Source organism: Cognatishimia coralii, assembly GCF_037478305.1.
Lineage (GTDB): Bacteria > Pseudomonadota > Alphaproteobacteria > Rhodobacterales > Rhodobacteraceae > Cognatishimia > Cognatishimia coralii.
In genome coordinates, this window is record NZ_JBBGAZ010000001.1 from 383,055 (window position 1) to 407,247 (window position 24,193).

Genomic DNA, 24,193 nt, shown 5'->3' on the forward strand with positions numbered 1-24,193 from the left:
CTCTTTGGTGTCTTACATAGAGAAGCTGGTGCCGCATCCGCAAGAGCTTGATGCATTCGGGTTTTCGATCACAAACCGCGCGCCGATGAGTTCCTCGGTGAAATCGATGGTCGCATTTGACAGAAAGGGCAGGGACACAGAGTCCACGACGACTTTCTCGCCATTGCCTTCAAGCACCAGATCATCCTCTGCCGGTTGATCCAGCTTGATCTCATACTGAAAGCCGGAACAGCCGCCACCTTCGACAGCCACACGCAGGGCCTGACCCTGATCGGCCGCGCCGATTTCGGCGAGTTGTTCAAATGCTCGGGGCGTTACACGCGGTGGCAGTTGCATTTTCTTACTCCTGACAGGCATTTGGGCGCTTGAGTCGCCTATGAACCTGATGCGATCTACAATATATGTCGGGCAAGAGTAGTCCACAAGGAGGCGCAACATGATCGCGCCATTTGCATCTGATCCCACTTTGGCTCGGGGTCGCGCATTTTTAGAAGAAGAAAGCGCCTTTCGGTCCTGTTTTCAGAGGGATCGTGACCGGATCATCCATTCCAGCGCCTTTCGTCGTCTGAAACATAAAACGCAGGTCTTTGTGGAGCATGAAGGCGACTACTACCGCACACGACTGACCCATTCGATCGAAGTTGCTCAGGTCGCAAGGACGATTGCGGGCGCTTTGGGGTTGAACCAAGAGCTCACCGAGGCCGTCGCCTTGGCCCATGATCTGGGTCACACGCCATTTGGGCATACCGGAGAGGATGCGCTGCATGAGTTGATGGCCCCTTATGGCGGCTTTGATCACAACGCGCAGGCGATCAAGATCGTGACGTCCCTTGAAAGGCACTATGCGGATTTTGATGGGTTGAACCTGACGTGGGAAACGCTTGAGGGCATCGCCAAGCACAATGGTCCTGTGACCGGAGACAACATCCCTTACGCGTTGGCCGATTATAATCAGACCTTTGATTTGGAACTTCACACCCACGCAAGTGCCGAAGCACAGGTTGCGGCTTTGGCGGATGACGTGGCCTATAACAACCACGATTTGCAGGATGGCCTGCGCGCGGGGCTCTTTACCGAGGCCGAGATCTGTCATTTGCCCATCATCGGAGACTGTTTTGCCGAGGTAGATCGGCTCTATCCAAAGCTCGACCGCAACCGGCGTAAACACGAGGCTCTGCGCCGTGTGTTTGGTGTCATGGTGGGGGATGTGATCGACACGTCTCGGGGGCTTTTGGCCGAAGCAGATGCCAAATCAGCGCAAGAGATCCGCGAATATGGTGCGCCGGTCATTGCGTTTTCAGAGGATGTCTGGGCGCAGATCGTCGAAATTAAATCATTTCTTTTTAAGCGCATGTATCGCGCGCCGTCGGTGGTAGAAAAGCGCATTCAGGTGACCAAAGTCGTTGAAACGCTTTTCCCGCTGTTCTTAGAGGACAAAAACCTTCTGCCCGCTCGCTGGCATTCCGACATAGAGCGCCTCAACGATGAGGTCTCGATTGCGCGCATGGTTTCCGATTACATCGCAGGGATGACGGACCGTTTCGCGCTGACGGAATATGAACGGCTAACAGGTACTAAGCTGCCTCTGTAGCCACGGCTCCGAAACAGAGTTTGTTGCCGTCGAGATCGCGCACATAGGCAGAGAAATACGGTCCACGTTGCATGACCTCGCCTTCGCAGGTGCCACCAAGTTCCAGCGCGCGGTTATAGAGCCGCGTGACCTCTTCGTTGCTGTCCAGCGTAAAGCCCAACATAGAGCCATTGCCCTTGGTCGCGGGCTCTTTGTCAAAGGGTTCCGCGACGGCAAAGGTGAAATCAGGACCTTGCCAATAGGTCATACGATCCGTCGTCATCAACTGTGTGACATCGCTTTGATCAAACAGAGCTTCGTAAAATTTGACCGAACCCGCCATATCGTTCGTGCCCAATACCAAATAGTTCAACTTCATAACGCTTGTGTCTTTCTGTGAGGAGTGAATGCGGTGACCCGCGGTGTCCGGCTCGTATAGACAAAGCGGCTGACAGAAGGCGGCAGCAGCTTGTTTCCATTGACGCGCGCCATAAGGGTGGTAAACCCGCTCGAGAGCAAAAAGGATACACCGATGAACCTCTTTTCCCAGATCCGCGAGCTGGTGATCGACAACCTGCATGCCATGCTGTCCGAGGGCTCTTTGCCCCGCGGGCTGAGCTTTGACAATGTGGCGGTTGAGCCTCCGCGTGATGCGGCCCATGGGGATATGGCGACCAATGCGGCGATGGTGCTGGCGAAACCCGCACAGATGAAGCCGCGCGATATTGCAGAGCTCTTGGTTCAGAACCTTGCGATGGACCCTCGGATTGAGTCCGCTGAGGTCGCGGGCCCAGGATTTATCAACCTTCGTCTGTCCGAAACCCTGTGGCGGGATCTGGTGAAGAACGTGCTGGAGACTGGTGCGGACTTTGGTCGGTCCGGCATGGGGCAGGGCAAGAAGGTCAACGTGGAGTATGTTTCGGCGAACCCGACCGGTCCTTTGCATGTGGGTCACACGCGGGGTGCGGTCTTTGGCGATGCCTTGGCGTCCCTGCTCGATTTCGCGGGATACGACGTTACGCGCGAATACTACATCAACGACGGCGGCGCGCAGGTCGACGTTTTGGCGCGCTCTGTCTACCTGCGGTATCTGGAGGCGCATGGTCAGGACGTGGCCTTTGAGGATGGCACCTATCCGGGGGACTATCTGGTGCCTGTCGGTCAGGCGTTGAAGGACAAGGTGGGCGACGCCTACGTCGGTCAGGACGAGAGCGTCTGGCTGGTTGAAATCCGCGAATTCGCAACAGCTGCGATGATGGATTTGATCCGCGATGACCTGAAGGCCTTGAATGTCACGATGGACAAGTTCTTCTCTGAAAAATCCTTGTATGGCACAGGGTTGATCGAAGATGCTCTTGCGTCGCTTGAGGCGAAGGGCCTGATCTATGAAGGCGTTCTTGAGCCTCCGAAAGGCAAAACGCCAGAGGATTGGGAACCTCGCGAGCAGACGCTCTTTAAATCCACAGAGCATGGCGACGACGTCGACCGTCCGGTCAAGAAATCCGATGGCGCCTGGACCTATTTCGCGCCGGATATTGCCTACCATTACGACAAGGTGCAGCGCGGCTATGACGAGCTGATCGACATCTTTGGGGCCGACCACGGAGGCTATGTCAAACGGATGAAAGCGGCTGTGTCTGCGCTGTCAGACGGGCAAACGCCGCTCGATATCAAACTGACCCAGCTCGTGAAACTCTGGAAAAACGGCGAGCCGTTCAAGATGTCCAAACGGGCCGGGAACTTTGTGACCCTACGCGACGTGGTCGAGCAGGTGGGCGCAGATGTGACCCGCTTTGTGATGCTGACCCGCAAAAACGACGCGCCGCTCGATTTCGATTTCGACAAGGTTCTCGAGCAATCCAAGGACAACCCGGTGTTTTACGTGCAATACGCCCACGCGCGGGTGTGTTCTGCGTTGAAGAAAGCGGGTGAAACCGGAGCGGCTGTCACAGATGCCGATCTGGCGTGCGCTGACCTGTCTCTGCTGTCTGATCCGGCTGAAATCGCCGTGGCCAAAAAGGTTGCCGAATGGCCGCGTCTCGTGGAAATCGCGGGGCGTACAAACGAGCCGCACCGTGTGGCCTTCTACCTCTATGAACTCGCCTCAGAGCTGCACAGCCTCTACCACATGGGCAAGGACAAGCCGGAGCTGCGCTTTGTCCAAGAGGACAACGCCCAAGCCACACAGGCGAAAATCGCGCTGGCACGGGCCGTAGCCATTGTTATTTCTGCAGGTCTTGGTATTCTGGGGGTAACTCCGGCACAAGAGATGCGTTGAATGCACAAGATGTCGGGGTGAGGCAAAGGCAAGCGAACCCCGGCGAGAATGGGCAACGACCCGCAGATCGCCGACAGAGCAGAGGCGATCATGGCGCAGATTCCGATGGATGGACCGCACTCCGACAGTGATCCCGGTGCTGTTTTGGGCACCGTGACCAACTGGGCTGGGGCTGCGATTTCTTTGGCATTGATTGTGGGCGCGGTGATGTGGGGGCATTCGCTCTTGTCGCGCGATGTATCCGGCGTGCCGGTGGTGCGCGCTTTGGATGGACCGATGCGCGAGCAGCCGGTGGATCCGGGTGGATCGCAAGCGGCGCATCAGGGGTTGTCTGTCAATCAAGTGGCCGCCGAAGGGACCGCGCAAGCGCCCGGTGATCGTTTGGTTTTGGCCCCGAATTCTGTGGATCTAACGTCCGAGGACGCGACGCTGTCGAGCGAAGCCATCGATTTGGCGGCACGCACCGCAACGCGGCAATCGTCGGGTGCTGAGATCACGGCACCAAAGCCGATTGATCTGACCGGGTTTGCGACGACCTCACCTTCTGGGAAAATCCAAAAAGATCCGATTGTGGGCGCGGGTGAGACCTATGGCCCTGTCCGAGCCGTTGCCGGTGGGCTTGGTAAATCTCTGCGTCCTCGATTGCGTCCTAGCGCGAGCGAAACCGTATCTGCGGCTCTGCCAGCAGTCCCTGCGATCAACGACGGCTCAAGCCTGCCAGCAGGCACGCGACTGGTTCAACTCGGCGCCTTTGCCAGCCCTGAAATCGCGCAGGATCAGTGGCAGAAACTGCAATCCAAATTCAGCGCCTATCTCGGTGACAAAGATCTGATTATCCAAAAGGCCGAAAGCGGTGGGAAGACCTTCTACCGTCTGCGGGCCGTAGGATTTGCCGATCTCAGCGACGCGCGCCGCCTATGTTCCGCGCTTAAGGCGCAGAACGCCGATTGCATTCCGGTCGTAACACGATGAGCCCATTTGGGACCGCGATCTTTGGCTGCTCGGGTTTCGAGCTTACTTCAGATGAGCGTGATTTCTTCAAGGAATACAATCCTTTCGGTTTTATCCTTTTCGCGCGCAATATCGACAGCGGCGATCAACTTCGCGCGCTCTGCGCTGAATTGCGCGAGACCGTTGGGCATAATGCCCCCGTCCTGATTGACCAAGAAGGTGGCCGAGTTCAGCGTCTACGCCCACCGCTCGCGCGAGACTGGCTACCACCGTTGGATCACGCCGCCGCACTCGGCGAACACGCTGAACGCGGGTTCTATCTCCGCCACCGGATCATCGCGCAGGAACTACTGTCTTATGGTATCGACACGAGCTGTGCGCCTATGCTGGATGTCGCGCAGCCGGACACGCATGAGTTCCTAAGAAACCGCTGCTACGGGACGTCGCCAGAAGTCGTGTCCGAGCTCGGTCTTGCCGCCGCGCGGGGCTTGCTGGACGCCGGTGTCCTGCCCATTGCGAAACATATTCCCGGGCACGGGCGGGCGGTACTGGACAGCCACTTTGAGCTCCCGAGAACCGGTGCAGATCGCGCAGACCTAGACATAGATTTCGCACCGTTCAAAGCGCTCAACTCCGTCCCAATGGCGATGACGGCCCATGTGGTTTACGAGGCCTATGACGATGCGCCCGCCACAACGTCAAAGCTCATGGTCGACCTCATTCGCAATGACATCGGCTTTGACGGCCTGCTCATGTGTGATGACCTGTCGATGCAGGCGTTAAGCGGTACGATGCAGGAGCGCACCATGGCCAGCCTTGATGCCGGTTGCGACGTCATACTTCACTGCAACGGAGACCTCGCCGAGATGCAAATGGTCGCCAAGGAAGCAGGCATTATGGGCGATCAGGCCACCGAACGCGCCATGCGCGCCTTGGCCGCCCGCAGACCTCGCGCAAAGGTTGACATGGCGGCCTTAACAGCCGAGCTTGACGGCCTAACGGGCAGGTAGGGCATGAGCGACGATTTCGTAACCCAACTCCAGAACGACCGCGTGGCCGAACGCGTAGCGGCGGAAACGCTTGTCGTGGATGTGGACGGGTTCGAAGGGCCTTTGGACGTCCTACTGACGCTCTCACGCACGCAAAAGGTCGACCTGCGCACGATTTCGATTCTCGAACTGGCGCGGCAATATCTGGCATTCGTCGAAAAGGCCAAACAGATGCGGATCGAGCTGGCCGCGGATTATCTGGTCATGGCCGCGTGGCTGGCATTCTTGAAATCCCGCCTCTTGTTGCCGCCAGATCCCGAAGAAGAAGGCCCCAGCGGCGAAGAATTGGCCGCGCATCTGGCCTTTCAGCTCGAGCGCCTGCAAGCCATGCGCGATTGCGCCGCGAAATTGATGGCGCGGGACCGTCTAGGCCGCGATTTCTTTGCCCGCGGCCTCACCGAGCGGGTCGAGACCAAGAAAACCATCACCTATACGGCGACGCTCTTGGATCTGATGCAGGGCTATGCGCGCATTCGCACGAAGGATGAGTTCCGCCCATTTGTGATGGATCGCGAGGCGGTGTTCACTATGGAGCAGGCGCTGGAACGCATGCGGGGAATGATAGGCTTTGCGGGCACATGGACAGATATCCTGAGCTATCTGCCTGATGGCTGGGAAAACGACCCCCAGAAACGCAGATCGGCCACGGCGGCAACTTTTGCGGCCTCGCTGGAGCTGGCCAAAGAGGGCAAAGTCGAAATTCGCCAATCCGAAACATTCGCGCCGATTGAGCTGCGCCGCCGAGAGATGTGAAATGACTGAAGACACCGACGTTCAAGAGACAGCGCCTGATATCGAAGAAAGTCTGTTCGAAGCGCCTCCGATGGGCGAACAGGAGCGTATGGTCGAGGCGATCCTTTTTGCTACCTCTGATCCCATGACCGTCGCGCAATTGAACGCACGCATGCCCCACGGCAGCGACGCGGCCGAGGCGCTTGGTCATGTAGCGAAACGCTATGAGGGCAGGGGTGTGCAGCTAAGTAAGATCGGAGATGCCTGGGCCTTTCGCACGGCCCCTGATCTTGGTTTTCTCATGCAAAATGAACAGGTTGAGACGCGTAAACTCTCGCGCGCGGCCATCGAGACCTTGGCGATCATCGCCTATCATCAGCCCGTCACACGCGCAGAAATCGAAGAGATCCGCGGCGTGTCGGTCAGCCGTGGCACGGTCGATCAACTCTTGGAAATGGAGTGGATCCGCTTTGGACGCCGCAAGATGACACCGGGACGGCCTGTTACTTTTGTGGTGACGCCGACCTTTCTGGATCACTTCGCCTTGGAAAGCGCGCGCGATTTGCCGGGGCTCAAGGAACTGCGGGCTGCAGGGCTTTTGGACAACCGTCCGCCGCCGGGTGCTGTGCCGTCTCCGGTGGAACCTGAGGACGACGACCCGGATGTGAACCAATCTGAAATGTTTGAGGAATAGCGCCCTAATCTCGTCCCATTTACCTGCTAGCTCTGGATGAAACGGCAAGGAGCTTTAGCGATGGATCGCGTTCTTCACATGATTGTCCGCATGGTCATGCGCCGCCTGATGCGTCAGGGCGTCAACAAAGGCATCGACATGATGGCGCAACGTGGGGGGCCAAAGTTCGACAAACGCCGCACCAATGATGCGGTCCGTGTCGTGCGTCGCGCCAGCCGGATGTGATCACACCGACTTGAAATGCTTGGACAATTTCAGGCCTTGCCCCTGATAGTTTGACGCGATTTCGCGGCCGTAAAGCTGTTCTGGCAGCTCAGCCATTTTCTCATAGACCAGACGTCCGACGACCTGCCCGTGCTCCAGCACAAAGGGCGCTTCGTGGCAGCGGACTTCGAGCACACCCCGAGACCCAGCACCGCCTGCTGAGGCATGTCCGAATCCGGGGTCGAAGAAGCCTGCGTAATGGACGCGGAACTCTCCGACCATCGCGAGGAAAGGCGCCATCTCTGCCGCATATTCCGGCGGAATTTGAACGGCTTCGCGGCTGACGAGGATATAGAAAGCGCCGGGATCAAGGATGATCTGGCCATTGTCACTGCGCACTTCTTCCCAATATTCCTGAGGGTCGTAGTGGCCGATGTTTTCCAGATCAATGACGCCGGTATGCGGTTTCGCGCGATAGCCGACGAGGGTGCCCTCAGCGGGCTTAAGATCGACAGAGAAGCCAAGACCTTCGTCAATCACCGCATCCACGTCCACAAGCGGGCTGTCTGCATGCAACGCGCGCAGAGCGTCGTCAGACAGAACCGATTGCCCATCACGGAACCGAATCTGATTGAGCCGCATTCCAGGGCGCACCAGAACCGAGAAAGAGCGCGGGCAGATTTCTGCGTAAAGCGGGCCACGGTAGCCCGCCGGAATTCGGTCGAATTCCGTGCCACCATCCGTGATCGTACGGGTCAACAAATCCAGACGCCCGGTTGAGGACTTCGCATTCGCAACCGCCGTGATGCCGTGGGGCAGGGCGAGGCTTTCCATCAAAGGAACCAGATAGACACAGCCCTTTTCCAGAACCGCGCCTTCCTCGGTCAGTGTGATGCGATGCATTTCGAAATCAGAGAGACGTTCTGAGACGGTGCGACCCTCACCAGCCAGAAAAGACGCGCGGACGCGATAGGCCACTGTGCCCAAACGCAGATCCAGACTGGCGGGTTGCACCTGACCTTCTGTCAAAGGACGATCAAGCGTGATCTCGCCATTTTCGATCATGGTTTCAATGGCTTGGCTCGGCAGAACTCCGGGCATGTCATCCTCCAGATACACAAAACGCCCGAGGCGAGCAGCACTCGAGCGATTTGTTTTGGTCGGGCTAGCAGGACTTGAACCTGCGACCTTCCGTCCCCCAGACGGACGCGCTACCAGGCTGCGCTATAGCCCGACGATGGTGTCGTTCATAACGGTTTTGCCCGGAGGGGCAAGACCCAAATTCCAGCTTTTCTTTCACGCAGAGGCCGCCGCTTGATCAGGAGAAATCACCGCCTGAAGCGCCTTGAGCGATTGGGCCATTTTGGCGTGATGTGCCGGGTCGATATCCTGGGTTGTCATCAGCTCGGCGATCAGCGCTTCGCGCATAGACCAGCTTTCGGCCACATCCGCCAATGGATTGCGTGGAACGGCGCTTTTGACTTCTGGCGCGGGCTCAAGAGTGATGTCCTCGAAGTCATCGTCCTCGGTCGCTGCAGCTGGCGCCTCATCAGGCGCTCCGCTCTCTTCTTCGGCCTCTTGCGGCGTCTCGCGCGCAACGATGTCAGAGATCTGCGCCTCAAGCGGATCTACCTCTGGCTTTTCAATCGCCTCAGGAAGCTCACGTGCGATTGTGGCTTCGATGGCCGCGGCTTCGGCCTCGTCGCTGTCCACTGCTTTGGACAGGGCAGAGATCTCTTTGATGCCTTTTTCGCGCAGCAGTTTCTGCACGCCTTTGATGGTCATCCCATCATCATGCAGAAGCTTCTTGATGCCGCCCAAAAGCTGCATGTCGGCCGGACGGTAATACCGCCGACCGCCAGCCCGTTTCACAGGGCGGACCTGAGAAAATTTGGATTCCCAAAACCTTAGGACGTGTGGCTGGACATCCAACCACTCGGCAACTTCGCTAATGGTGCGAAAAGCGTCTCTGGATTTGGGCATTTAAGGTCGGCTTATTTCTTGTTGCCTGCCGCGACGCGATCTTTCATCAGATGCGACGGACGGAAGGTCAGAACACGGCGCGGATTGATCGGAACTTCCTGACCGGTTTTCGGGTTGCGACCCACACGCGCAGCCTTGTCGCGCACGCTGAAGGTACCAAAAGACGAGATCTTGACCTGCTCGCCTTTGACAAGCGCGTCAGACATATAGGTCAGCACGCTTTCAACCAGCTGCGCTGAGTCATTTCGAGACAGACCGACCTCGCGGAAAACCGCTTCGCTTAGATCCATCCGTGTCAGTGTATTCTCACTCATCTTCAACCCCCGTTGTCACTTTCGGTCACATTACGTGAAGGGTTTTTTCCAAGTCAAGAACAATGACTTGGAAACAAGGGTTTAAGCAATAATCATGCGTGACGGGCAGGGATGTTACCAGCGAATGACCGCAGACCCCCAGGCCAGACCGCCTCCGATGGCCTCAGTGACGACGATATCGCCGGGTTTCATCTTGCCTTCGGCTTGCGCGACAGACATGGCCAGCGGGATCGACGCGGCGGAGGTGTTGCCGTGGTCTTGCACGGTTACAACCACACGCTCCATCGGCATATCCATCTTTTTGGCGATGCCTTTGATGATGCGGATATTGGCTTGGTGCGGGACAACCCAGTCGACGTCATCAGTCGTGATACCAACCGCATCCAGCGTCGTTTGTGTTGTTTTCGCGAGCTTTTCCACCGCGTGGCGGAAGACTTCTTTGCCCTGCATACGCAGGAAACCCGTGGTGCGCTGGGAAATCCCGCCGTCCACGTAAAGGATATCGCGATAGCGGCCGTCAGAATTCAGATCGGTCGCCAGAACCCCGCGATCCTCGGATGTGCCCGTGCCGTCTTGTGCTTCAAGGATCAGCGCACCGGCACCGTCGCCAAACAACACGCAGGTGCTGCGGTCGTTCCAATCCATGATGCGAGAGAAGGTTTCAGAGCCGATCACCAGAACGCGCTTGGCTTGACCCGAGACCACCAAAGCATTGGCGTTGGTCAGCGCAAAAACGAAGCCCGCGCAAACGGCTTGGACGTCAAAAGCGAAGCCTTTGGTCATGCCGAGGTTGTTTTGCACCATGGTGGCGGCAGACGGGAAGGTAAGGTCTGCAGTCGAGGTCGCAAGAACGATTGCGTCGATGTCGTCAGCCGTAAGCCCTGCGTTTTCCAAAGCGGCCTGCGCGGCCTTAGTGGCCAAATCTGATGTGGTTTCATCCTCGGCGGCGAAATGGCGGCGTTCAATGCCGGAGCGGCTTTTGATCCATTCGTCGGAGGTATCCAGAGTCTTTTCGAACTCTGCATTGGGTACGATACGCTCGGGCAGGTAGTGACCAACCCCTCTCACGACAGCGCGTAATGTCATGTTTTATTTTCCGTTCTTCTCGCCTGTCCCCACGTCATCTTGGGGGAGTTGCACCGTAGATGCAACCCGCGCAGCAAGCTTTTTGCTGAAACCGGATTGCGCCAGGACAAAGGCGAGTTTGATGGCGGCGGAGACGCCTGTGGCATCTGAGCTGCCATGGGATTTCACAACGGTTCCGTTGAGGCCCAAAAAGACGCCGCCGTTCACACGGCGCGGGTCGATGCGCTTGGTCAGACGGCGCAGGCTGGTGTAGGCCAGCAAAGCCGCAAAGCGGGACATTGGTGAGAATTTAAAGGCTTCGCGCAGCAGGTTGCCGATCAGGCTCGCGGTGCCTTCGCCGGTTTTCAAAGCGACATTGCCGGTGAAACCGTCGGTTACAATGATATCGGCTTTATTGCCCGGGATGTCTCCGCCTTCGACAAAGCCTACGAAGTCGAAATTGGCCTCATCGGCCTTTTCAGAAATCAGTTCATGCGCGGCTTTCAGTTCCGCGCGGCCCTTGTGCTCTTCGGTGCCCACGTTCAGCAGGCCAACACGCGGGCGATCCAGCTCCATACCGTTGCGGGCATAGGAGACACCCATCAGCGCATATTGCATCAGGTCCCGCTCGTCCGCGCGAATATCCGCGCCCACGTCGAGCATAATGTTGAACCCCTGAGGGTTGCTGGAGGGCCAAAGGATCGCAATCGCGGGGCGGTTCACACCCGGCAGTTTGCGCAGACGCACGACCGACAACATCATCAAAGCGCCGGTGTTGCCACAGGACACGCAGACATCTGCTTCGCCATTGCGTACAGAATCGACGGCAGACCACATGGATGTGTTCTTGCCCGAGCGCATCACCTGGCTGGGCTTGTCGTCCATTGTGACGACATCCGCGGCATCGCGAATCTCAACGCGGCCCGCCAAAAGCTTGCGCCGCGCCACGAGCTTTTCCAGCTCATCCTTAGGGCCGTGCAGGATAAACCCGATATCAGGGTTCTTTTTCGCAGAACGAGAAATACCGGCAACAACAGTTGCCGGCCCTCGGTCGCCACCCATGGCGTCTACGGAAATAATGGTGCGCTTTTCACCCGCGTTCTGTTCTTCACTTAACACGGACATAGCGGCCCCAAGTTCCGTTTATTTATGCCGCTTCGTCGTCCAGATCGATTTCGTCAGCCATAGCGACGACTTCGCGGTCGTCATAGTGACCGCAGGACGCACAGACGTGGTGAGGACGTTTCAGTTCACCACAGTTTGGGCATTCGTTTGGATTTGCAGCAACCAATGCGTCATGCGCGCGACGGTTGTTGCGGCGTGATTTGGATACTTTATTCTGCTGGACAGCCATGTCGCAACCTATTCAATGCTTGGGGGCCAAAGTGGCCCGATTTCTGAGCGTTCCGAGGCTTTACGATGATCGCTTGGCCAAGTCCAACGCTAAATTCCGATGAGCGCGCGAAAATAGTCAGAAATTGCCGCAACGCAAGTGTTATTTCTCGTCTTTCTGTGCAAGTTGATCCCGCAGACCGGCAAGCCCTGCAAATGGGCGGGCGTCTTCGTCTCGCATGGGGGCGATTCCCGGTTCGGAAAAGACGGATTCGGAGAGATTAGCGCCGTCCGCGCGCGGGTAAAGCGGCAGATTGAGGCCGAGTTCTTCGATGAGGACCTCAGACAAATCGATGGTGTCGCCCAGAGGATCGGCCGAATCCTCATCGGTCACTTCGTATTCCTCTTCGGTCGGCGCGGCGTAGTTGGCAAGAAACAGCCGTTCCACCGGCGCGTCGATCCGTGTCGTCACAGGATCAAGCGTCACCACACAGGCCTGCACCACAGTCACGCCCAATTGGCCCTTCACAACCCAATCACGTTTGCCGCGCGCTTTGATCTCGCCTTCAAAGCGCAGTTTGCGCAGATCAAGGATGCCAAGCTCGTCAGCCAGCGTCTTTAACGCGTCACCCTCGGGCACGATCTTAAAGGAAACGGCCTTATTCTGGGGCAACTCCGCAACAGCATATATGGTTTTTGCGGGCTCTGATGCAGGCATCGGAATTTTCCTTTTCGCAATTGAACCTTGATCCTTCATTCTCTTAGCCGATAAGTATCTCGGAAAGCCAAGACAAGAGGGCAGGGATGGCCAATATGAAAAAACCAGTGAAAGCGGCTATTTTCGCTCTGTGTATTCTTGGGGCGGGATGTTCCGCGCAATATCGCAACCACGGCTATGTGCCCAGCGAAGAAGAACTGGCCGAAGTCGTGATCGGTGTGGACACTAAAGACAGTGTCGCAGAAACGCTGGGTGCACCTACAGCGGGTGGTGTGCTAGAAGACGGCGGGTTCTATTACGTCCGCAGCCGCGTGCGCACTATTGGCCCAAGCCGCCCAACTGAAATCAGCCGAGAACTGGTGGCGGTGACATTTGACAACAATGGGATTGTGTCCAACGTCGAACGCTTTGGCCTTGAGGACGGACAAGTCGTCGTGCTGTCGCGTCGCGTGACAGACAATGGTCTGAACAACATCTCCTTCATCCGCCAGCTTTTGGGCAACCTTGGCAGTTTTGATCCGAACGCGCTGCTTTAAGTCACGCTGTCATTATCTTGTCATGGCAGAGCACCTATATCGGGGTCGAACGAAAGAGTGAGGCCCTGGTATGGTTGGCTTGATGAAATCCCGCTACGAAGCTTTTGAAGCGACGACGCGCGCAGAGATCGAGGCCGCGCAACGTCTCAGGCATCTGGCGTTCAAAGGGGTAGACGGATTGGATGCCGACGCCTTTGACGAGATCTGCACACATATTCTGGTGAAAGACCGCAAATCAGGGGATCTGGTCTGCTGTTTCCGGTTCTTGCCGCTAAATTCCGGTAATGAGATCGCGCAGAGCTATTCGGCGCAATATTACGAATTAAGCGCCTTGCAAAACTTTCAGGGCACAATGGTCGAGATGGGACGTTTCTGCATCCATCCCGACGTCCAAGACCCAGATATCTTACGCGTCGCCTGGGCGGCCATGACAGCCTATGTCGATAACAACAATGTGGAGCTACTGTTTGGCTGTTCCTCCTTCAAAGGCACGGATGCCAAAGAGTATTTCGACGCCTTCGCCATGCTGCGCGACCGTCATATTGCGCCCAAACGCTGGTTGCCGCGGGTCAAAGCGCCCAAAGTGTTTCAATTCGCGGCACGCCAGCGCCGGAAACCTGACCTAAAGCAAGCGCAACTGCGCATGCCCCCCTTGCTGCGCACCTATCTGATGATGGGCGGCTGGGTCAGCGACCATGCTGTAGTCGATGAGCAGATGAACACGCTGCATGTCTTCACCGGCCTTGAGATCAAAGCGATTCCCCCCGCGCGCAAACGCCTCTTACGGGCCATGTCCGCCTGATGCTGGTTGACCTCTGCTAAGGGCGGCTTTAGCTGGTCGCCATGGCTCGTATACCTCTTTTGCAATTAAGTGAGATCTCGCTGACCTTCGGCGGAGATCCGGTGTTTGATAACCTTGATCTGGTCGTGCAACCGGGCGACCGTGTGGCTTTGGTTGGGCGCAATGGGTCTGGCAAGTCGACCTTGATGAAGGTGATGGCCGGATTGGTTGAGGCCGACAAAGGAGCGATCACCGTGCCACCGGGCGTGTCGGTTGGCTATATGGAGCAAGACCCCACGATGGAGGGTTTCGCGACGCTCGGCGATTTCGCTTCCTCTGGTTTGGATGCCGGCGAACTCTATAAAGTGGAACGGGCCGGTGAGGGGCTGAAGTTTGACCCTGCGCGATCCGTGGAGACCGCCTCAGGCGGGGAACGTCGCCGCGCGGCATTGGCGAAACTCATGGCCGAAGCGCCAGAGTTGATGCTGTTGGACGAGCCGACAAACCACCTCGATATCGAAGCGATTGCCTGGCTTGAAGGCGAACTGAAAGCCACCCGCGCGGGTTTCGTTTTGATCAGCCACGACCGCGCATTCTTACGTGAACTCACCCGCGCAACCCTCTGGATTGACAGGGGAATGGTGCGTCGCCAAGACAAGGGTTTTGCCGATTTCGAGGCCTGGCGCGACAAGACCTGGGAAGACGAAGACATGCAGCGCCACAAGCTGGATCGCAAGATCAAGGCCGAGGCGCGTTGGGCGGTTGAAGGCATCAGCGCGCGGCGCAAGCGCAACCAGGGGCGCGTACGTGCTTTGCAAGGCCTGCGCGCGGAAAGGGCGGCGCAGATCAAACGTCAGGGCTCTGCCGCGATGGAGTTTCAGGCGGGGCCGAAATCCGGCCGAAAGGTCATCGAGGTCAAAGAACTCGCGAAGGCCTTCGACGACAAACCTATCGTGCGCAAGCTGGATCTCTTGGTGCAACGCGGCGACCGGATCGCCTTTGTCGGGCCCAACGGAGTGGGTAAAACGACGCTGATCAAAATGCTCATGGGCCAAGAGGCGCCTGATAGGGGCACCGTCACTCTTGGCACAAATCTGATCCCCGCGGTGTTTGACCAGACAAGGTCCCAGCTTGACCCAGACATGACCCTCTGGGACAGCCTGACCGGAGACCCCGAGATGCGCGTTTCCGGCAAAGCCGACCAAGTCATGGTGCGTGGCAATCCCAAACATGTGGTTGGCTATCTCAAGGAATTCCTCTTTGACGAACGTCAGGCCCGCGCACCTGTGCGGTCTCTGTCTGGCGGCGAGAAAGCGCGGCTCTTGCTGGCAAAACTCATGGCCAAGGAAAGCAACCTGCTGGTTCTCGACGAACCCACCAACGATCTGGATGTTGAAACGCTCGACCTCTTGCAAGAGCTGCTGGATGACTACGACGGCACCGTGCTTCTCGTCAGCCACGACCGTGACTTCCTCGATCGCGTGGCGACCACGACCATCGCGATGGAGGGCAACGGTGAGGCGATTGTCTATGCCGGCGGCTGGTCTGACTATCGCGCGCAACGCAAAGCCGATGCGCCGGAAAAGGTCGAAAAATCAAAGCCCAAAAAGGAAAAGGTAAAGCAAGAGAAAGCCCCACAAGAGGGTCTTACTTTTGCCGAACAAAAGCGCCTCGATGCGTTGCCTGCCGAAATCGATCGCCTGATGGCCGAAATCGCCAAGCTCGAAGAATTCATGTCAGACCCCGAACTCTTCACCAAAGAGCCCCTGAAATTCCAGAAAGCGACAGAAGCCCTGGTCGAACGCCAAGAGGCTGTCTCCAAGGCCGAAGAAGAATGGATGGAGTTAGAGGAGAAAGCCGAGGGCTAGGCTTTCTCTTGCGATAAATATCCCGGGGAGCTCGAGGGGCTGGCCCCTCGACTATTTCATCCGCAAAGCCCCATCGATGCGGATCACCTCACCATTCAAATAACCGCATTCCACAATAAACCCTGCCAAACGAGCATATTCAGATGGATCACCAAGACGCGGAGGGCATGTGACATCCGCTGCCAATCCATCCATGATCTCTTGCCCCAGCCCGATCAACATGGGCGTCTTAAAGATCCCTGGCGCAATGGCCATCACACGGATGCCTTGCTTCGCCAGATCCCGCGCCATGGGTAAGGACAGGCCAACAATGCCACCTTTTGAGGCTGCATAGGCTGCTTGGCCCTTTTGACCCTCCATGGCGGCCACAGAGGCCGTGTTGATGATCACACCCCGCGCACCGTCTGGTTCCGGCGCGTTCTCGGCCATGACCGCACTGGCTAAGCGCGCGACGTTAAAGCTGCCGACCAGATTAATGTCGATGACTTTCTGAAACATTGCCAGATCATGAGGCCCATCGCGCCCCAGAGTCTTCGCCGCCGGCGCAATCCCTGCACAATTCACCGCTGCCGTGATTTTTCCCATCTTTTCAACGGCAAAACCCATGGCTGCTTTGACAGAGGCCTCATCCGTCACATCGGTTTCAACAAAATACCCGCCCATCTCACTGGCGACCGCCTGACCGCGTTCGACATCGCGATCTAGAATCGTAACTCGCCCGCCTTGCTCTGCAAAATGCCGTGCAGTGGCCTCACCCAGACCCGAAGCGGCCCCAGAGATAACGGCGGCGGTAGTAGCGAGTTTCATGAGGATCTCCGAAGTCTAATTGAACGTGCGTTCACTTACCTCTGCTCTACGCATCAAGTCCAATGTGACCGAACGTCGAAACAAAAAGAGCGCCACAAAGGGCGCTCTCCTTACTCTCTTGGACGTTCAGCCCTATGCCAATTGCACCAAAGCATGGCGTTTCTTGCCCGCGCTCAGTTTGATCGGAGAGGTGAGGTCGGCCGCAGTAAACACCCGTCCAGCTTCTGTCAGTGGCTGGTCATCCAGTTTCGCGCCGTTCTCTGCAATCAAGCGCTTGGCCTCTTTGCCGGATTTCGCGAGGCCGGATTTCACGATCAACTGCACGACGGAAATACCGTCACCAATATCATCAGCACTCAACGAAAGCGTCGGAAGATCTGCACCAACGCCGCCTTTTTCAAAGACCTCACGCGCCGTCGACTCTGCCGCTGCGGCAGCATCTGCGCCGTGACAGAGAGTCGTTACCTCATTTGCCAGGATGATCTTTGCGTCGTTGATCTCAGACCCCGCCAAAGCGCCCAGACGATCACATTCCTCCACCGGCAGCTCTGTATAGAGCTTTAGGAAGCGGCCCACATCTGCATCCGTTGTATTGCGCCAGAACTGCCAGAACTCGTAAGGGCTGCGCATTTCAGCATTGAGCCAGACCGCACCATCCGCCGACTTGCCCATCTTTTTACCATCAGAGGTCGTCAGCAGGGGGGATGTCAGGCCAAAAATCTGCTCGTCAATGACGCGACGGGTCAGGTCGATCCCGTTGACGATATTGCCCCATTGATCGCTGCCGCCGAACTGCACCAAACAGCCATACCGGCGGTTCAGCTCAAGGAAGTCATAGGCCTGCAGGATCATATAGTTGAACTCAAGAAAACTCAGGCTCTGTTCCCGATCCAGTCGCGATTTGACCGATTCAAACGACAGCATCCGGTTCACAGAGAAATGCCGGCCAATGTCGCGCAGGAATTCCAGATAGTTCAACCCATCCAGCCATTCCGCGTTGTTCAGCATCAAGGCATCGGTTTCGCCGTCACCATAGTCGATATACTTCGCAAAAACCTTCTGAATGCCGCTGATATTGTCATTGATCTGATCTTCGGTCAGCAAAGGCCGCTCATCCGCACGGAACGAAGGATCGCCGACCTTGGTCGTACCTCCTCCCATCAGGGTGATCGGCTTGTGACCGGTCTTTTGCAACCAACGCAGCATCATGATTTGAATCAAGGATCCCACATGCAACGACTTCGCCGTCGCATCAAAGCCGATATAGCCCGGCACCACGCCTTTGATCAGAGCTTCGTCGAGGCCTTGATAATCGGTGCAATCAGCCAGAAAGCCGCGCTCCATCATCACTGCAATGAAATCCGATTTGGGGTGGTAGGTCATGGTATCCGTCTCATATGATATGAGCGCATCTATAAGCAGGCGGGCCGCAAAGGAAAAGACCATGTTGAAGGCCAAATTGAGCAAGGGTCCAATTCGTGTCGCAGGTGCCATGTCGGGTACGTCGCTGGATGGCGTCGATGTGGCGGTGATCGAGACCGATGGTGTGACGTTTGAAGCCACAGATCGCCACGCATTTCGGCCTTACTCATCACGCGAACAAGAAGTGCTGCGCGCGGCTTTAGGCAAATGGACCGGAGACGAGGTCGACGCAGCGGCCAAAGTCATTCAAGAGGCGCATCTTGAGGCCTTTAGCGCGTTCACAGATTGCGACCTCTTCGGCTTTCACGGTCAAACACTGTCGCATGAACCGCGTGGTCGCGGAACCTTGCAAGTCGGAGATGGCCTCGCGCTAGCCGAAGCGCTATCTGTGCCAACCGTGTGGGACTTTCGCTCCGCAGACATCAAGCTGGGCGGAGAAGGCGCGCCGCTGGCACCGTTTTTTCATTTTGCCTGTGCCAGGAAAATTGAATGCGACCACCCAGTGGTGTTCCTGAACCTAGGCGGCGTGGGCAATATCACTTGGGTCAATCCGCAATGCGAGTTCGCGGAAGAAGAGGGCGCTTTGCTGGCGTTTGACACAGGCCCTGCGAATGCGCCGATCAATGACTTCATGCTGGCGCAGACCGGCCAGCCCTTTGACAAAGACGGAGCCAAGGCGCGCAAAGGCACGGTAGAAACCGGTGCGCTGGAACTCTTTTTGCAAGAGGTCTATTTCACAAGAGTTCCGCCTAAATCTCTGGACCGAAACGATTTTTCCGAAATGATCGGGTTGGTTTCTGAACTCTCGACCCCAGACGCGGTTGCGACCCTAACGGCGATGAGCGCCGCTGCCGTGGTGCAAGGCATGGATCACTGTCCAGAGCCTCCGTCACAAGTATTTGTCACCGGCGGTGGACGTCACAATCCCGTTTTGATGGAAATGCTGACGGTCTCTCTGGATTGTCCCGTCGCGCCAATAGAAGCCTGTGGCCTCAACGGCGACATGCTCGAAGCGCAAGCCTTTGCCTATCTCGCAACGCGTGTAGTACGAGGCCTGCCGACCTCAAGTCCTGCCACGACTGGTGTTATGGCCCTCGTAGGCGGAGGCACCCTCAGCGAGCCAACTTAAGGCTCGGATTTGAGTATTTTTAGCAAGATGAAACCGGTCTTTCTCTTGCCAGAAATATCCCCGCCGGAGGCATAAAAGTTAATCGCGCGGGATATCAAAATCCGGAGCGGCGAGGGTGAAGCCCTCAAACTGAAACGCTGGCGATACCGTGCATCCTACCAAAGTATACTCCCCAGTGGTCTCCGCCGCCTGCCAGTGATCCTTTGGTACGATCAGTTGAGGAGCATGCCCTTTGGCAAAGTCGGGGCTGAGTGTATGCGTGGTCGCCGGACCTGCATCGGTTGCTGACAGGTGCAACAGCAGAGGCGCGCCGGCGTAGTAGTGCCAGATCTCGGTGGCATCGACGGCGTGCCAATGTGATTTTTCACCCGCTTGCAACAAAAAATAGATCGACGTGCCAGAGGGCCGACCGTCCTCATCCGCGATCCAGGTTTGGCGGTAATGTCCACCCTCTGGATGTGGTGTGAGGTCGAGGTGTTTGATAATTTCTGCTGGAGTCATGGGAATACCGGAATCTGTGGGGCTGCGGTCATCGGGAGGTCTCCGGACAAGCGGGGATCTTCTGCGATTTCAATCTCTTGCTTGTAGGGCTTAAAGCCACTGCGCATATAGAAAGCCAAGGCCTGAGGGCTATCTAACGTGCATGTATGGACGTGAAACCGTGTGATAGCGCGTTGAAACGCCAGAGTGATCGCTTGGGTCATAAGATATCGTCCGGCTCCGGTTCCGATCAGGGCATCGTCCAATCCAAAGAACGCAAGCTCGCACGCCCCAGTCTCGCGAAAATCCAACTCTAACAAGCCAAGGTCCTCACCAGCGCGTTGCAATGTGTAGAGGTCGTAATCCGGGTTTCCAAAGATCTCGAGCAGTTCTTCATCGCTCAGATGGAGGCGCGAGAACCAGAGGTAGTTTTCTCCAATCCGACGAAAGAGTTTCCGATAGTCCGATGGTGCAACAGTGTCGTGCTTTTTGAAACTCACACCTTCAATTTCAGGCGTCGGGCGCGTCTGAGGCGCATGCATCTCCAGATGTGTCACCACAGTGGTCACATGGCCCTTTGGAACTTGATGGAAACCGGCACTCAGCATTCAATACCTCTTTTTCTTGGACAGAGATCATGGCGGGCGATCAAAGGCAATCACTCGAACGAAAAAAGCCCCACCATTTGGCGGGGCTTTTGAAACTGTTGCTAAGGTCGCTTAGCTTTTCAGAATGCCCGCGCCTGCATATTCCGCAGTTTCGCCGAGCATTTCTTCGATGCGGATCAACTGGTTGTATTTCGCCAGACGGTCAGAGCGGCTGAGAGAGCCGGTTTTGATTTGACCACAGTTGGTGGCGACCGCGAGATCCGCGATGGTCGCGTCTTCGGTTTCGCCAGAACGGTGGGACATCACGTTGGTATAGCGCGCGCGGTGCGCCATATCTACGGCCTTCAGCGTTTCGGTCAGCGAGCCGATCTGGTTCACTTTGACCAGCATAGAATTCGCGACCCCTTGCTTGATACCGTCCGCCAGACGGGCAGGGTTGGTCACAAAGAGGTCGTCGCCCACAAGCTGCACCTTGTCACCGATCAGGTCCGTCAGCATTTTCCAGCCGGCCCAGTCGTCCTCGTCCATACCGTCTTCGATGGAGATGATTGGGTAGTCGGCGCAGAGGTCTGCGAGGTATTGCGCGTTTTCCTCGGACGTCAAGGATTTACCTTCGCCCTTCAGCTCGTATTTGCCGTCCTTAAAGTACTCAGAGGACGCGCAGTCCAGCGCCAGATAGATGTCTTTGCCCAACTCATAGCCGGCTTTCTCAACAGCAACCTTGATGAAATCCAAAGCAGCGCGCGTGCTTTCGATGTTTGGTGCAAAACCGCCTTCATCACCGATACCGGTGTTGTGACCTGCAGCCGTCAGTTCTTTCTTGAGCGCGTGAAAGACTTCGGCGCCCATGCGGATCGCTTCTTTCACGTTGCTGGCGGACACCGGCATGATCATGAACTCTTGAATGTCGATTGGGTTATCTGCGTGCTCGCCACCGTTGATGATGTTCATCATTGGAACGGGCAGGACACGGGCCGAGGTGCCGCCGACGTAGCGGAACAGAGGTTGCGCGGTGAAATCTGCCGCTGCCTTTGCGCAAGCCAGAGACACGCCAAGAATAGCGTTTGCGCCCAGACGTGCTTTGTTTGGGGTGCCGTCCAGCTCGATCATCGCGGAATCGATGGCCACCTGTTCGGTGACATCCATGCCCACCAGGTTTTCCGCGATCTCGCCGTTTACAGCGGCGCAGGCTTCGAGAACACCTTTGCCAAGATAACGCGCTTTGTCGCCGTCACGCTTTTCCACCGCTTCGTAAGCGCCAGTTGAAGCGCCAGAAGGCACAGCTGCGCGGCCCACGGTGCCGTCTTCGAGGGTAACGTCAACCTCGACGGTCGGGTTGCCCCGGCTGTCCAGAATCTCGCGTGCGTGGATGTCAATGATGGTGCTCATGATAGGATGTCCCGGCAGTAAATTCAGTTGGCGCTGTAATAGCAGGCTATTTTGAAATGTAAACGACAGCCGATAGCGCTAACAAAATACTACTTAAAATTGTTACAGTTTCTAGGTAGTACCTTTATGAGGGAGAGTCGCCTCTGGCTCACCTATTTAAATTCGTAAAAAGTGCAAGTTTGGGTCAAATTCTGGGCTAATTTCCTCGTTATTGACGCTTTCGCTGGTATTCGAAGAGGTTTTTGAATAACCACAAGAGCAGGGTAGCGTTGTGTTAAGAGCAGTTGTAAGCAATCTCATGGTCGAAGCGAAAAGCGCGACTGGGACAGGTATGGAAAAGCTAAATACGTTCGACATACTTGAAGATGCCGGCATTGGTGTATTCGAGTTAGATCTTGTGACCGGTATTTCGGTTGCCTCTCCGGCGTGGAAACGGATGATCGGCCTGGATGTCGACGAAGAAATCCTTGCTCAGGAAGAATGGCTGTCCCGCGTACATCCTGACGATCTGGAAACCGTTCAAGCAGAAGACGCAAAAATGTTCGCGCGCGAAATCAAGCGCAGCAAAGTGACATTTCGGTTTCGTCACGAAGATGGCGAATGGATTTGGATTCAGTCCGACGTCGGCATCACCGAATGGGGCGAGAACAATAAACCTCTGAAAATGGTTGGCTTGCACACGGATGTGACCGATTTTGTCATGCGCGAGAAGTCCAAGGATGACTATCTGGCGATGATCAGCCATGAATTGCGTACGCCTTTGACGTCTATTCTTGGTGCTCTGAAAATGGCCAATAGCGGTCAACTCGGTGAATTGCCCGGACCCATCGGAAACCTCATGCAACTGGCTCAGCGCAACAGCAACCGCTTGCTGCACATGGTTAATGAGATCCTGGACTTTAAGTCCATTGAATCCGGCGAAATGCATTACGACCTGGAAAAGGTGAACGTACGCGATGCAGCCGCAGATGCAGTTCTGTCTATGCAGGGCTATATCCAAGACGGTCAGAAGATTTCTGTCGCTGGCGAGCCTGGCGATGATCCGATTTACATCAATGCAGACGTAAACCGCCTGCAACAGATCCTTGCGAACTTAATGTCCAATGCGATTAAATTTTCGCCTGCTGAATCTGAAATCGAGTTGGGTCTGAATATCAAAGAAGGACAGGTGGAGTTTGCCGTGCGCGACCACGGTCCTGGCGTGCCAGATGAGCTCGAAGGTAAGATGTTCCAACGCTTTACCCAAGCGCACACTACCGGCAAGAAAAAGTTCAAAAGCACCGGTCTTGGTCTGTCGATCTGTAAACAGATGACCGAAGGCATGGATGGTGAAATTGGCTATTTCAACAATGAAGACGGTGGCGCGACCTTCTGGGCGCGTTTTCCTTTAGTAAGCTAAGGCTTTTCCGGTTTCTCATTTTGGACTTGAAAGCTGTGCCTCTCGCAACATGACGAATAGGCCGGATCCGACGACGAGTGTGGCTCCGAGGATCGTTTGCCAATCAGGCACTTCTGAAAATAGGAAATACGCCAGAATGGCCGCGCAGGGCAGGCGGAAGTATCTAAGGGGCGAAACCGCGGATACATCTCCGATCCGCATGGCGGTGGTTACACAATAGTATCCGGTGACGGACAGCACGACCATCAGACTCAACGGCCCCCAAGACCCAGGCGCAATGTGCCACGCGCCACCTTGGGTAAAATTCAGCATCGCCCCCGTGGGGACAAGCAACATAAAGGCATAAACCGACAACAAAGGCGTGCTCGCCTCAGGAGGGGCAAGGCGTGATGCCAGGTCGCGAAGCGCAAGGAAAAGCGTTCCCAAGACGGCCAAGAGATCCGTCCACCCAATGCCTGCGCCAGTCGGTCGAATGATGATCAAAACCCCGAGCAATCCAATCGCCACAGCGGTCCATCGTCGCGGCCCGACCTGTTCGTTTAAAAAAACAGCGGCAAGAATGGTCAGGATAAGCGGGATCGCCTGCAAAATGGCAGCAACCGTCGAGAGCTCATTTAGCGCAAATGCTTGGAACAGGAAAAACGCCGCTGCGACCTCAAAGAGATTGCGCAGCAAGATCACGGGATTAAAGAACAGTCGTGACAAAACCGCGGTGCCTGAAGCAACACAGAGTGCAAGAAAGATTGATCCTCCCGCGAGCCCCATGGTTATCATGATCAATCCGGTCGTGGTGTCGCTGGATGACAGCTTGATCATCGCATCTGCACCAGCGAATGTCGCCATACCCATGATCATAAAGACCATAGAGCGCAGATTGCTCATGC

Annotated in this window: 27 protein-coding genes and 1 tRNA gene; 12 read left to right on the plus strand and 16 right to left on the minus strand. The window is 56.4% G+C overall.

The genetic code is table 11. The features are described from left to right. Positions 1 to 12: 12 nt before the first annotated feature. Positions 13 to 336, minus strand: a complete 324-nt coding sequence (locus WG622_RS01930; protein ID WP_339402049.1) for a HesB/IscA family protein — start codon at positions 334 to 336, stop codon at positions 13 to 15. Between the two features lie 100 nt (positions 337 to 436). Here WG622_RS01930 and WG622_RS01935 point away from each other — a divergent pair, with 100 nt between their 5' ends. Beyond that, a complete protein-coding gene (locus WG622_RS01935; protein WP_339402051.1) occupies positions 437 to 1,591 on the plus strand; it encodes a deoxyguanosinetriphosphate triphosphohydrolase in 1,155 nt (384 codons plus the stop codon). Here the strand turns inward: WG622_RS01935 and WG622_RS01940 are convergent. Continuing rightward, positions 1,575 to 1,949: a VOC family protein gene (locus WG622_RS01940; protein WP_339402052.1), complete on the minus strand. Its 375-nt coding sequence runs from the start codon at positions 1,947 to 1,949 to the stop codon at positions 1,575 to 1,577. The two genes, WG622_RS01935 and WG622_RS01940, sit on opposite strands and share 17 nt — an antisense overlap. Before the next feature lie 153 nt (positions 1,950 to 2,102). On the opposite strand from WG622_RS01940, the gene argS reads away from it, so the two are divergent. Genes argS through WG622_RS01970 form a run of 6 tightly spaced genes read left to right on the plus strand, consistent with a single transcriptional unit; the run spans position 2,103 to position 7,499 of the window. Next, positions 2,103 to 3,848 (plus strand): arginine--tRNA ligase, encoded by a 1,746-nt coding sequence (gene argS, locus WG622_RS01945; RefSeq protein WP_339402053.1) that lies wholly within the window; start codon positions 2,103 to 2,105, stop codon positions 3,846 to 3,848. Positions 3,849 to 3,896: 48 nt separating this feature from the next. Further along, complete coding sequence (locus WG622_RS01950; protein WP_339402054.1) at positions 3,897 to 4,820, plus strand: SPOR domain-containing protein; 924 nt, start codon at positions 3,897 to 3,899, stop codon at positions 4,818 to 4,820. Further along, the gene (gene nagZ, locus WG622_RS01955; RefSeq protein ID WP_339402055.1) at positions 4,817 to 5,809 is read left to right on the plus strand and encodes a beta-N-acetylhexosaminidase; all 993 of its coding nucleotides are present in this window, start codon (positions 4,817 to 4,819) and stop codon (positions 5,807 to 5,809) included. The genes WG622_RS01950 and nagZ overlap by 4 nt, the downstream gene beginning before the upstream one ends. Before the next feature lie 3 nt (positions 5,810 to 5,812). Next, entirely contained in the window at positions 5,813 to 6,601 is a 789-nt protein-coding gene (locus WG622_RS01960; protein ID WP_339402056.1) for a segregation and condensation protein A, read from the plus strand. Position 6,602: 1 nt separating this feature from the next. Continuing rightward, positions 6,603 to 7,274 (plus strand): SMC-Scp complex subunit ScpB, encoded by a 672-nt coding sequence (gene scpB, locus WG622_RS01965; RefSeq protein ID WP_339402057.1) that lies wholly within the window; start codon positions 6,603 to 6,605, stop codon positions 7,272 to 7,274. Between the two features lie 60 nt (positions 7,275 to 7,334). Then, the gene (locus tag WG622_RS01970; RefSeq protein WP_209356241.1) at positions 7,335 to 7,499 is read left to right on the plus strand and encodes a hypothetical protein; all 165 of its coding nucleotides are present in this window, start codon (positions 7,335 to 7,337) and stop codon (positions 7,497 to 7,499) included. On the opposite strand, the gene WG622_RS01975 is transcribed toward WG622_RS01970, so the two are convergent. The 8 genes from WG622_RS01975 to WG622_RS02010 form a co-directional block, all read right to left on the minus strand. After that, positions 7,500 to 8,579 (minus strand): 2'-deoxycytidine 5'-triphosphate deaminase, encoded by a 1,080-nt coding sequence (locus tag WG622_RS01975; RefSeq protein ID WP_339402058.1) that lies wholly within the window; start codon positions 8,577 to 8,579, stop codon positions 7,500 to 7,502. 56 nt (positions 8,580 to 8,635) lie between these two features. Continuing rightward, a tRNA-Pro gene (locus WG622_RS01980) sits at positions 8,636 to 8,712 on the minus strand. Positions 8,713 to 8,774: 62 nt separating this feature from the next. Then, positions 8,775 to 9,461: a MerR family transcriptional regulator gene (locus WG622_RS01985; protein ID WP_339402059.1), complete on the minus strand. Its 687-nt coding sequence runs from the start codon at positions 9,459 to 9,461 to the stop codon at positions 8,775 to 8,777. Between the two features lie 11 nt (positions 9,462 to 9,472). Beyond that, the gene (ihfA, locus tag WG622_RS01990) at positions 9,473 to 9,775 is read right to left on the minus strand and encodes an integration host factor subunit alpha (RefSeq protein ID WP_209356244.1); all 303 of its coding nucleotides are present in this window, start codon (positions 9,773 to 9,775) and stop codon (positions 9,473 to 9,475) included. A 114-nt stretch (positions 9,776 to 9,889) separates the two neighbouring features. Further along, positions 9,890 to 10,861 (minus strand): beta-ketoacyl-ACP synthase III, encoded by a 972-nt coding sequence (locus tag WG622_RS01995; protein ID WP_339402060.1) that lies wholly within the window; start codon positions 10,859 to 10,861, stop codon positions 9,890 to 9,892. Between the two features lie 3 nt (positions 10,862 to 10,864). Next, the gene (gene plsX, locus WG622_RS02000) at positions 10,865 to 11,965 is read right to left on the minus strand and encodes a phosphate acyltransferase PlsX (protein WP_339402061.1); all 1,101 of its coding nucleotides are present in this window, start codon (positions 11,963 to 11,965) and stop codon (positions 10,865 to 10,867) included. A 22-nt stretch (positions 11,966 to 11,987) separates the two neighbouring features. Beyond that, positions 11,988 to 12,194 (minus strand): 50S ribosomal protein L32, encoded by a 207-nt coding sequence (gene rpmF, locus WG622_RS02005; RefSeq protein WP_209356247.1) that lies wholly within the window; start codon positions 12,192 to 12,194, stop codon positions 11,988 to 11,990. Between the two features lie 141 nt (positions 12,195 to 12,335). Then, positions 12,336 to 12,890: a YceD family protein gene (locus tag WG622_RS02010; RefSeq protein WP_339402062.1), complete on the minus strand. Its 555-nt coding sequence runs from the start codon at positions 12,888 to 12,890 to the stop codon at positions 12,336 to 12,338. Positions 12,891 to 12,976: 86 nt separating this feature from the next. On the opposite strand from WG622_RS02010, the gene WG622_RS02015 reads away from it, so the two are divergent. The 3 genes from WG622_RS02015 to WG622_RS02025 all read left to right on the plus strand — a co-directional run bounded on the left by WG622_RS02015 (position 12,977) and on the right by WG622_RS02025 (position 16,075). After that, positions 12,977 to 13,426 (plus strand): outer membrane protein assembly factor BamE, encoded by a 450-nt coding sequence (locus tag WG622_RS02015; RefSeq protein ID WP_209356249.1) that lies wholly within the window; start codon positions 12,977 to 12,979, stop codon positions 13,424 to 13,426. Positions 13,427 to 13,496: 70 nt separating this feature from the next. Next, complete coding sequence (locus WG622_RS02020; RefSeq protein ID WP_339402063.1) at positions 13,497 to 14,228, plus strand: GNAT family N-acetyltransferase; 732 nt, start codon at positions 13,497 to 13,499, stop codon at positions 14,226 to 14,228. 41 nt (positions 14,229 to 14,269) lie between these two features. Beyond that, positions 14,270 to 16,075, plus strand: coding sequence for an ABC-F family ATP-binding cassette domain-containing protein (locus tag WG622_RS02025; protein WP_339402064.1), 1,806 nt, complete (start codon positions 14,270 to 14,272; stop codon positions 16,073 to 16,075). 51 nt (positions 16,076 to 16,126) lie between these two features. Here the strand turns inward: WG622_RS02025 and WG622_RS02030 are convergent, their stop codons facing one another. Together WG622_RS02030 and tyrS are read right to left on the minus strand one after the other, a co-directional pair. Further along, positions 16,127 to 16,882 (minus strand): SDR family NAD(P)-dependent oxidoreductase, encoded by a 756-nt coding sequence (locus tag WG622_RS02030; RefSeq protein WP_339402065.1) that lies wholly within the window; start codon positions 16,880 to 16,882, stop codon positions 16,127 to 16,129. 132 nt (positions 16,883 to 17,014) lie between these two features. Continuing rightward, positions 17,015 to 18,265, minus strand: a complete 1,251-nt coding sequence (gene tyrS / locus WG622_RS02035; protein WP_339402066.1) for a tyrosine--tRNA ligase — start codon at positions 18,263 to 18,265, stop codon at positions 17,015 to 17,017. A gap of 61 nt (positions 18,266 to 18,326) precedes the next feature. Here tyrS and WG622_RS02040 point away from each other — a divergent pair, with 61 nt between their 5' ends. After that, entirely contained in the window at positions 18,327 to 19,433 is a 1,107-nt protein-coding gene (locus tag WG622_RS02040) for an anhydro-N-acetylmuramic acid kinase (protein WP_339402067.1), read from the plus strand. Between the two features lie 78 nt (positions 19,434 to 19,511). Here WG622_RS02040 and WG622_RS02045 read toward each other — a convergent pair whose 3' ends face one another. The 3 genes from WG622_RS02045 to eno all read right to left on the minus strand — a co-directional run bounded on the left by WG622_RS02045 (position 19,512) and on the right by eno (position 21,910). After that, positions 19,512 to 19,934: a cupin domain-containing protein gene (locus WG622_RS02045; RefSeq protein ID WP_339402068.1), complete on the minus strand. Its 423-nt coding sequence runs from the start codon at positions 19,932 to 19,934 to the stop codon at positions 19,512 to 19,514. Continuing rightward, positions 19,931 to 20,521, minus strand: coding sequence for a GNAT family N-acetyltransferase (locus tag WG622_RS02050; RefSeq protein ID WP_339402069.1), 591 nt, complete (start codon positions 20,519 to 20,521; stop codon positions 19,931 to 19,933). The genes WG622_RS02045 and WG622_RS02050 overlap by 4 nt, the downstream gene beginning before the upstream one ends. Before the next feature lie 111 nt (positions 20,522 to 20,632). Further along, complete coding sequence (gene eno, locus WG622_RS02055; RefSeq protein ID WP_339402070.1) at positions 20,633 to 21,910, minus strand: phosphopyruvate hydratase; 1,278 nt, start codon at positions 21,908 to 21,910, stop codon at positions 20,633 to 20,635. 331 nt (positions 21,911 to 22,241) lie between these two features. Between eno and WG622_RS02060 the strand changes: the two genes are divergently transcribed. Next, positions 22,242 to 23,309, plus strand: a complete 1,068-nt coding sequence (locus WG622_RS02060; RefSeq protein WP_209356258.1) for a PAS domain-containing sensor histidine kinase — start codon at positions 22,242 to 22,244, stop codon at positions 23,307 to 23,309. 15 nt (positions 23,310 to 23,324) lie between these two features. Here WG622_RS02060 and WG622_RS02065 read toward each other — a convergent pair whose 3' ends face one another. Further along, positions 23,325 to 24,191 carry a DMT family transporter gene (locus WG622_RS02065; RefSeq protein ID WP_303965061.1) on the minus strand — a complete coding sequence of 289 codons (867 nt, stop codon included), beginning with the start codon at positions 24,189 to 24,191 and terminating at the stop codon, positions 23,325 to 23,327. Positions 24,192 to 24,193: the final 2 nt, after the last annotated feature.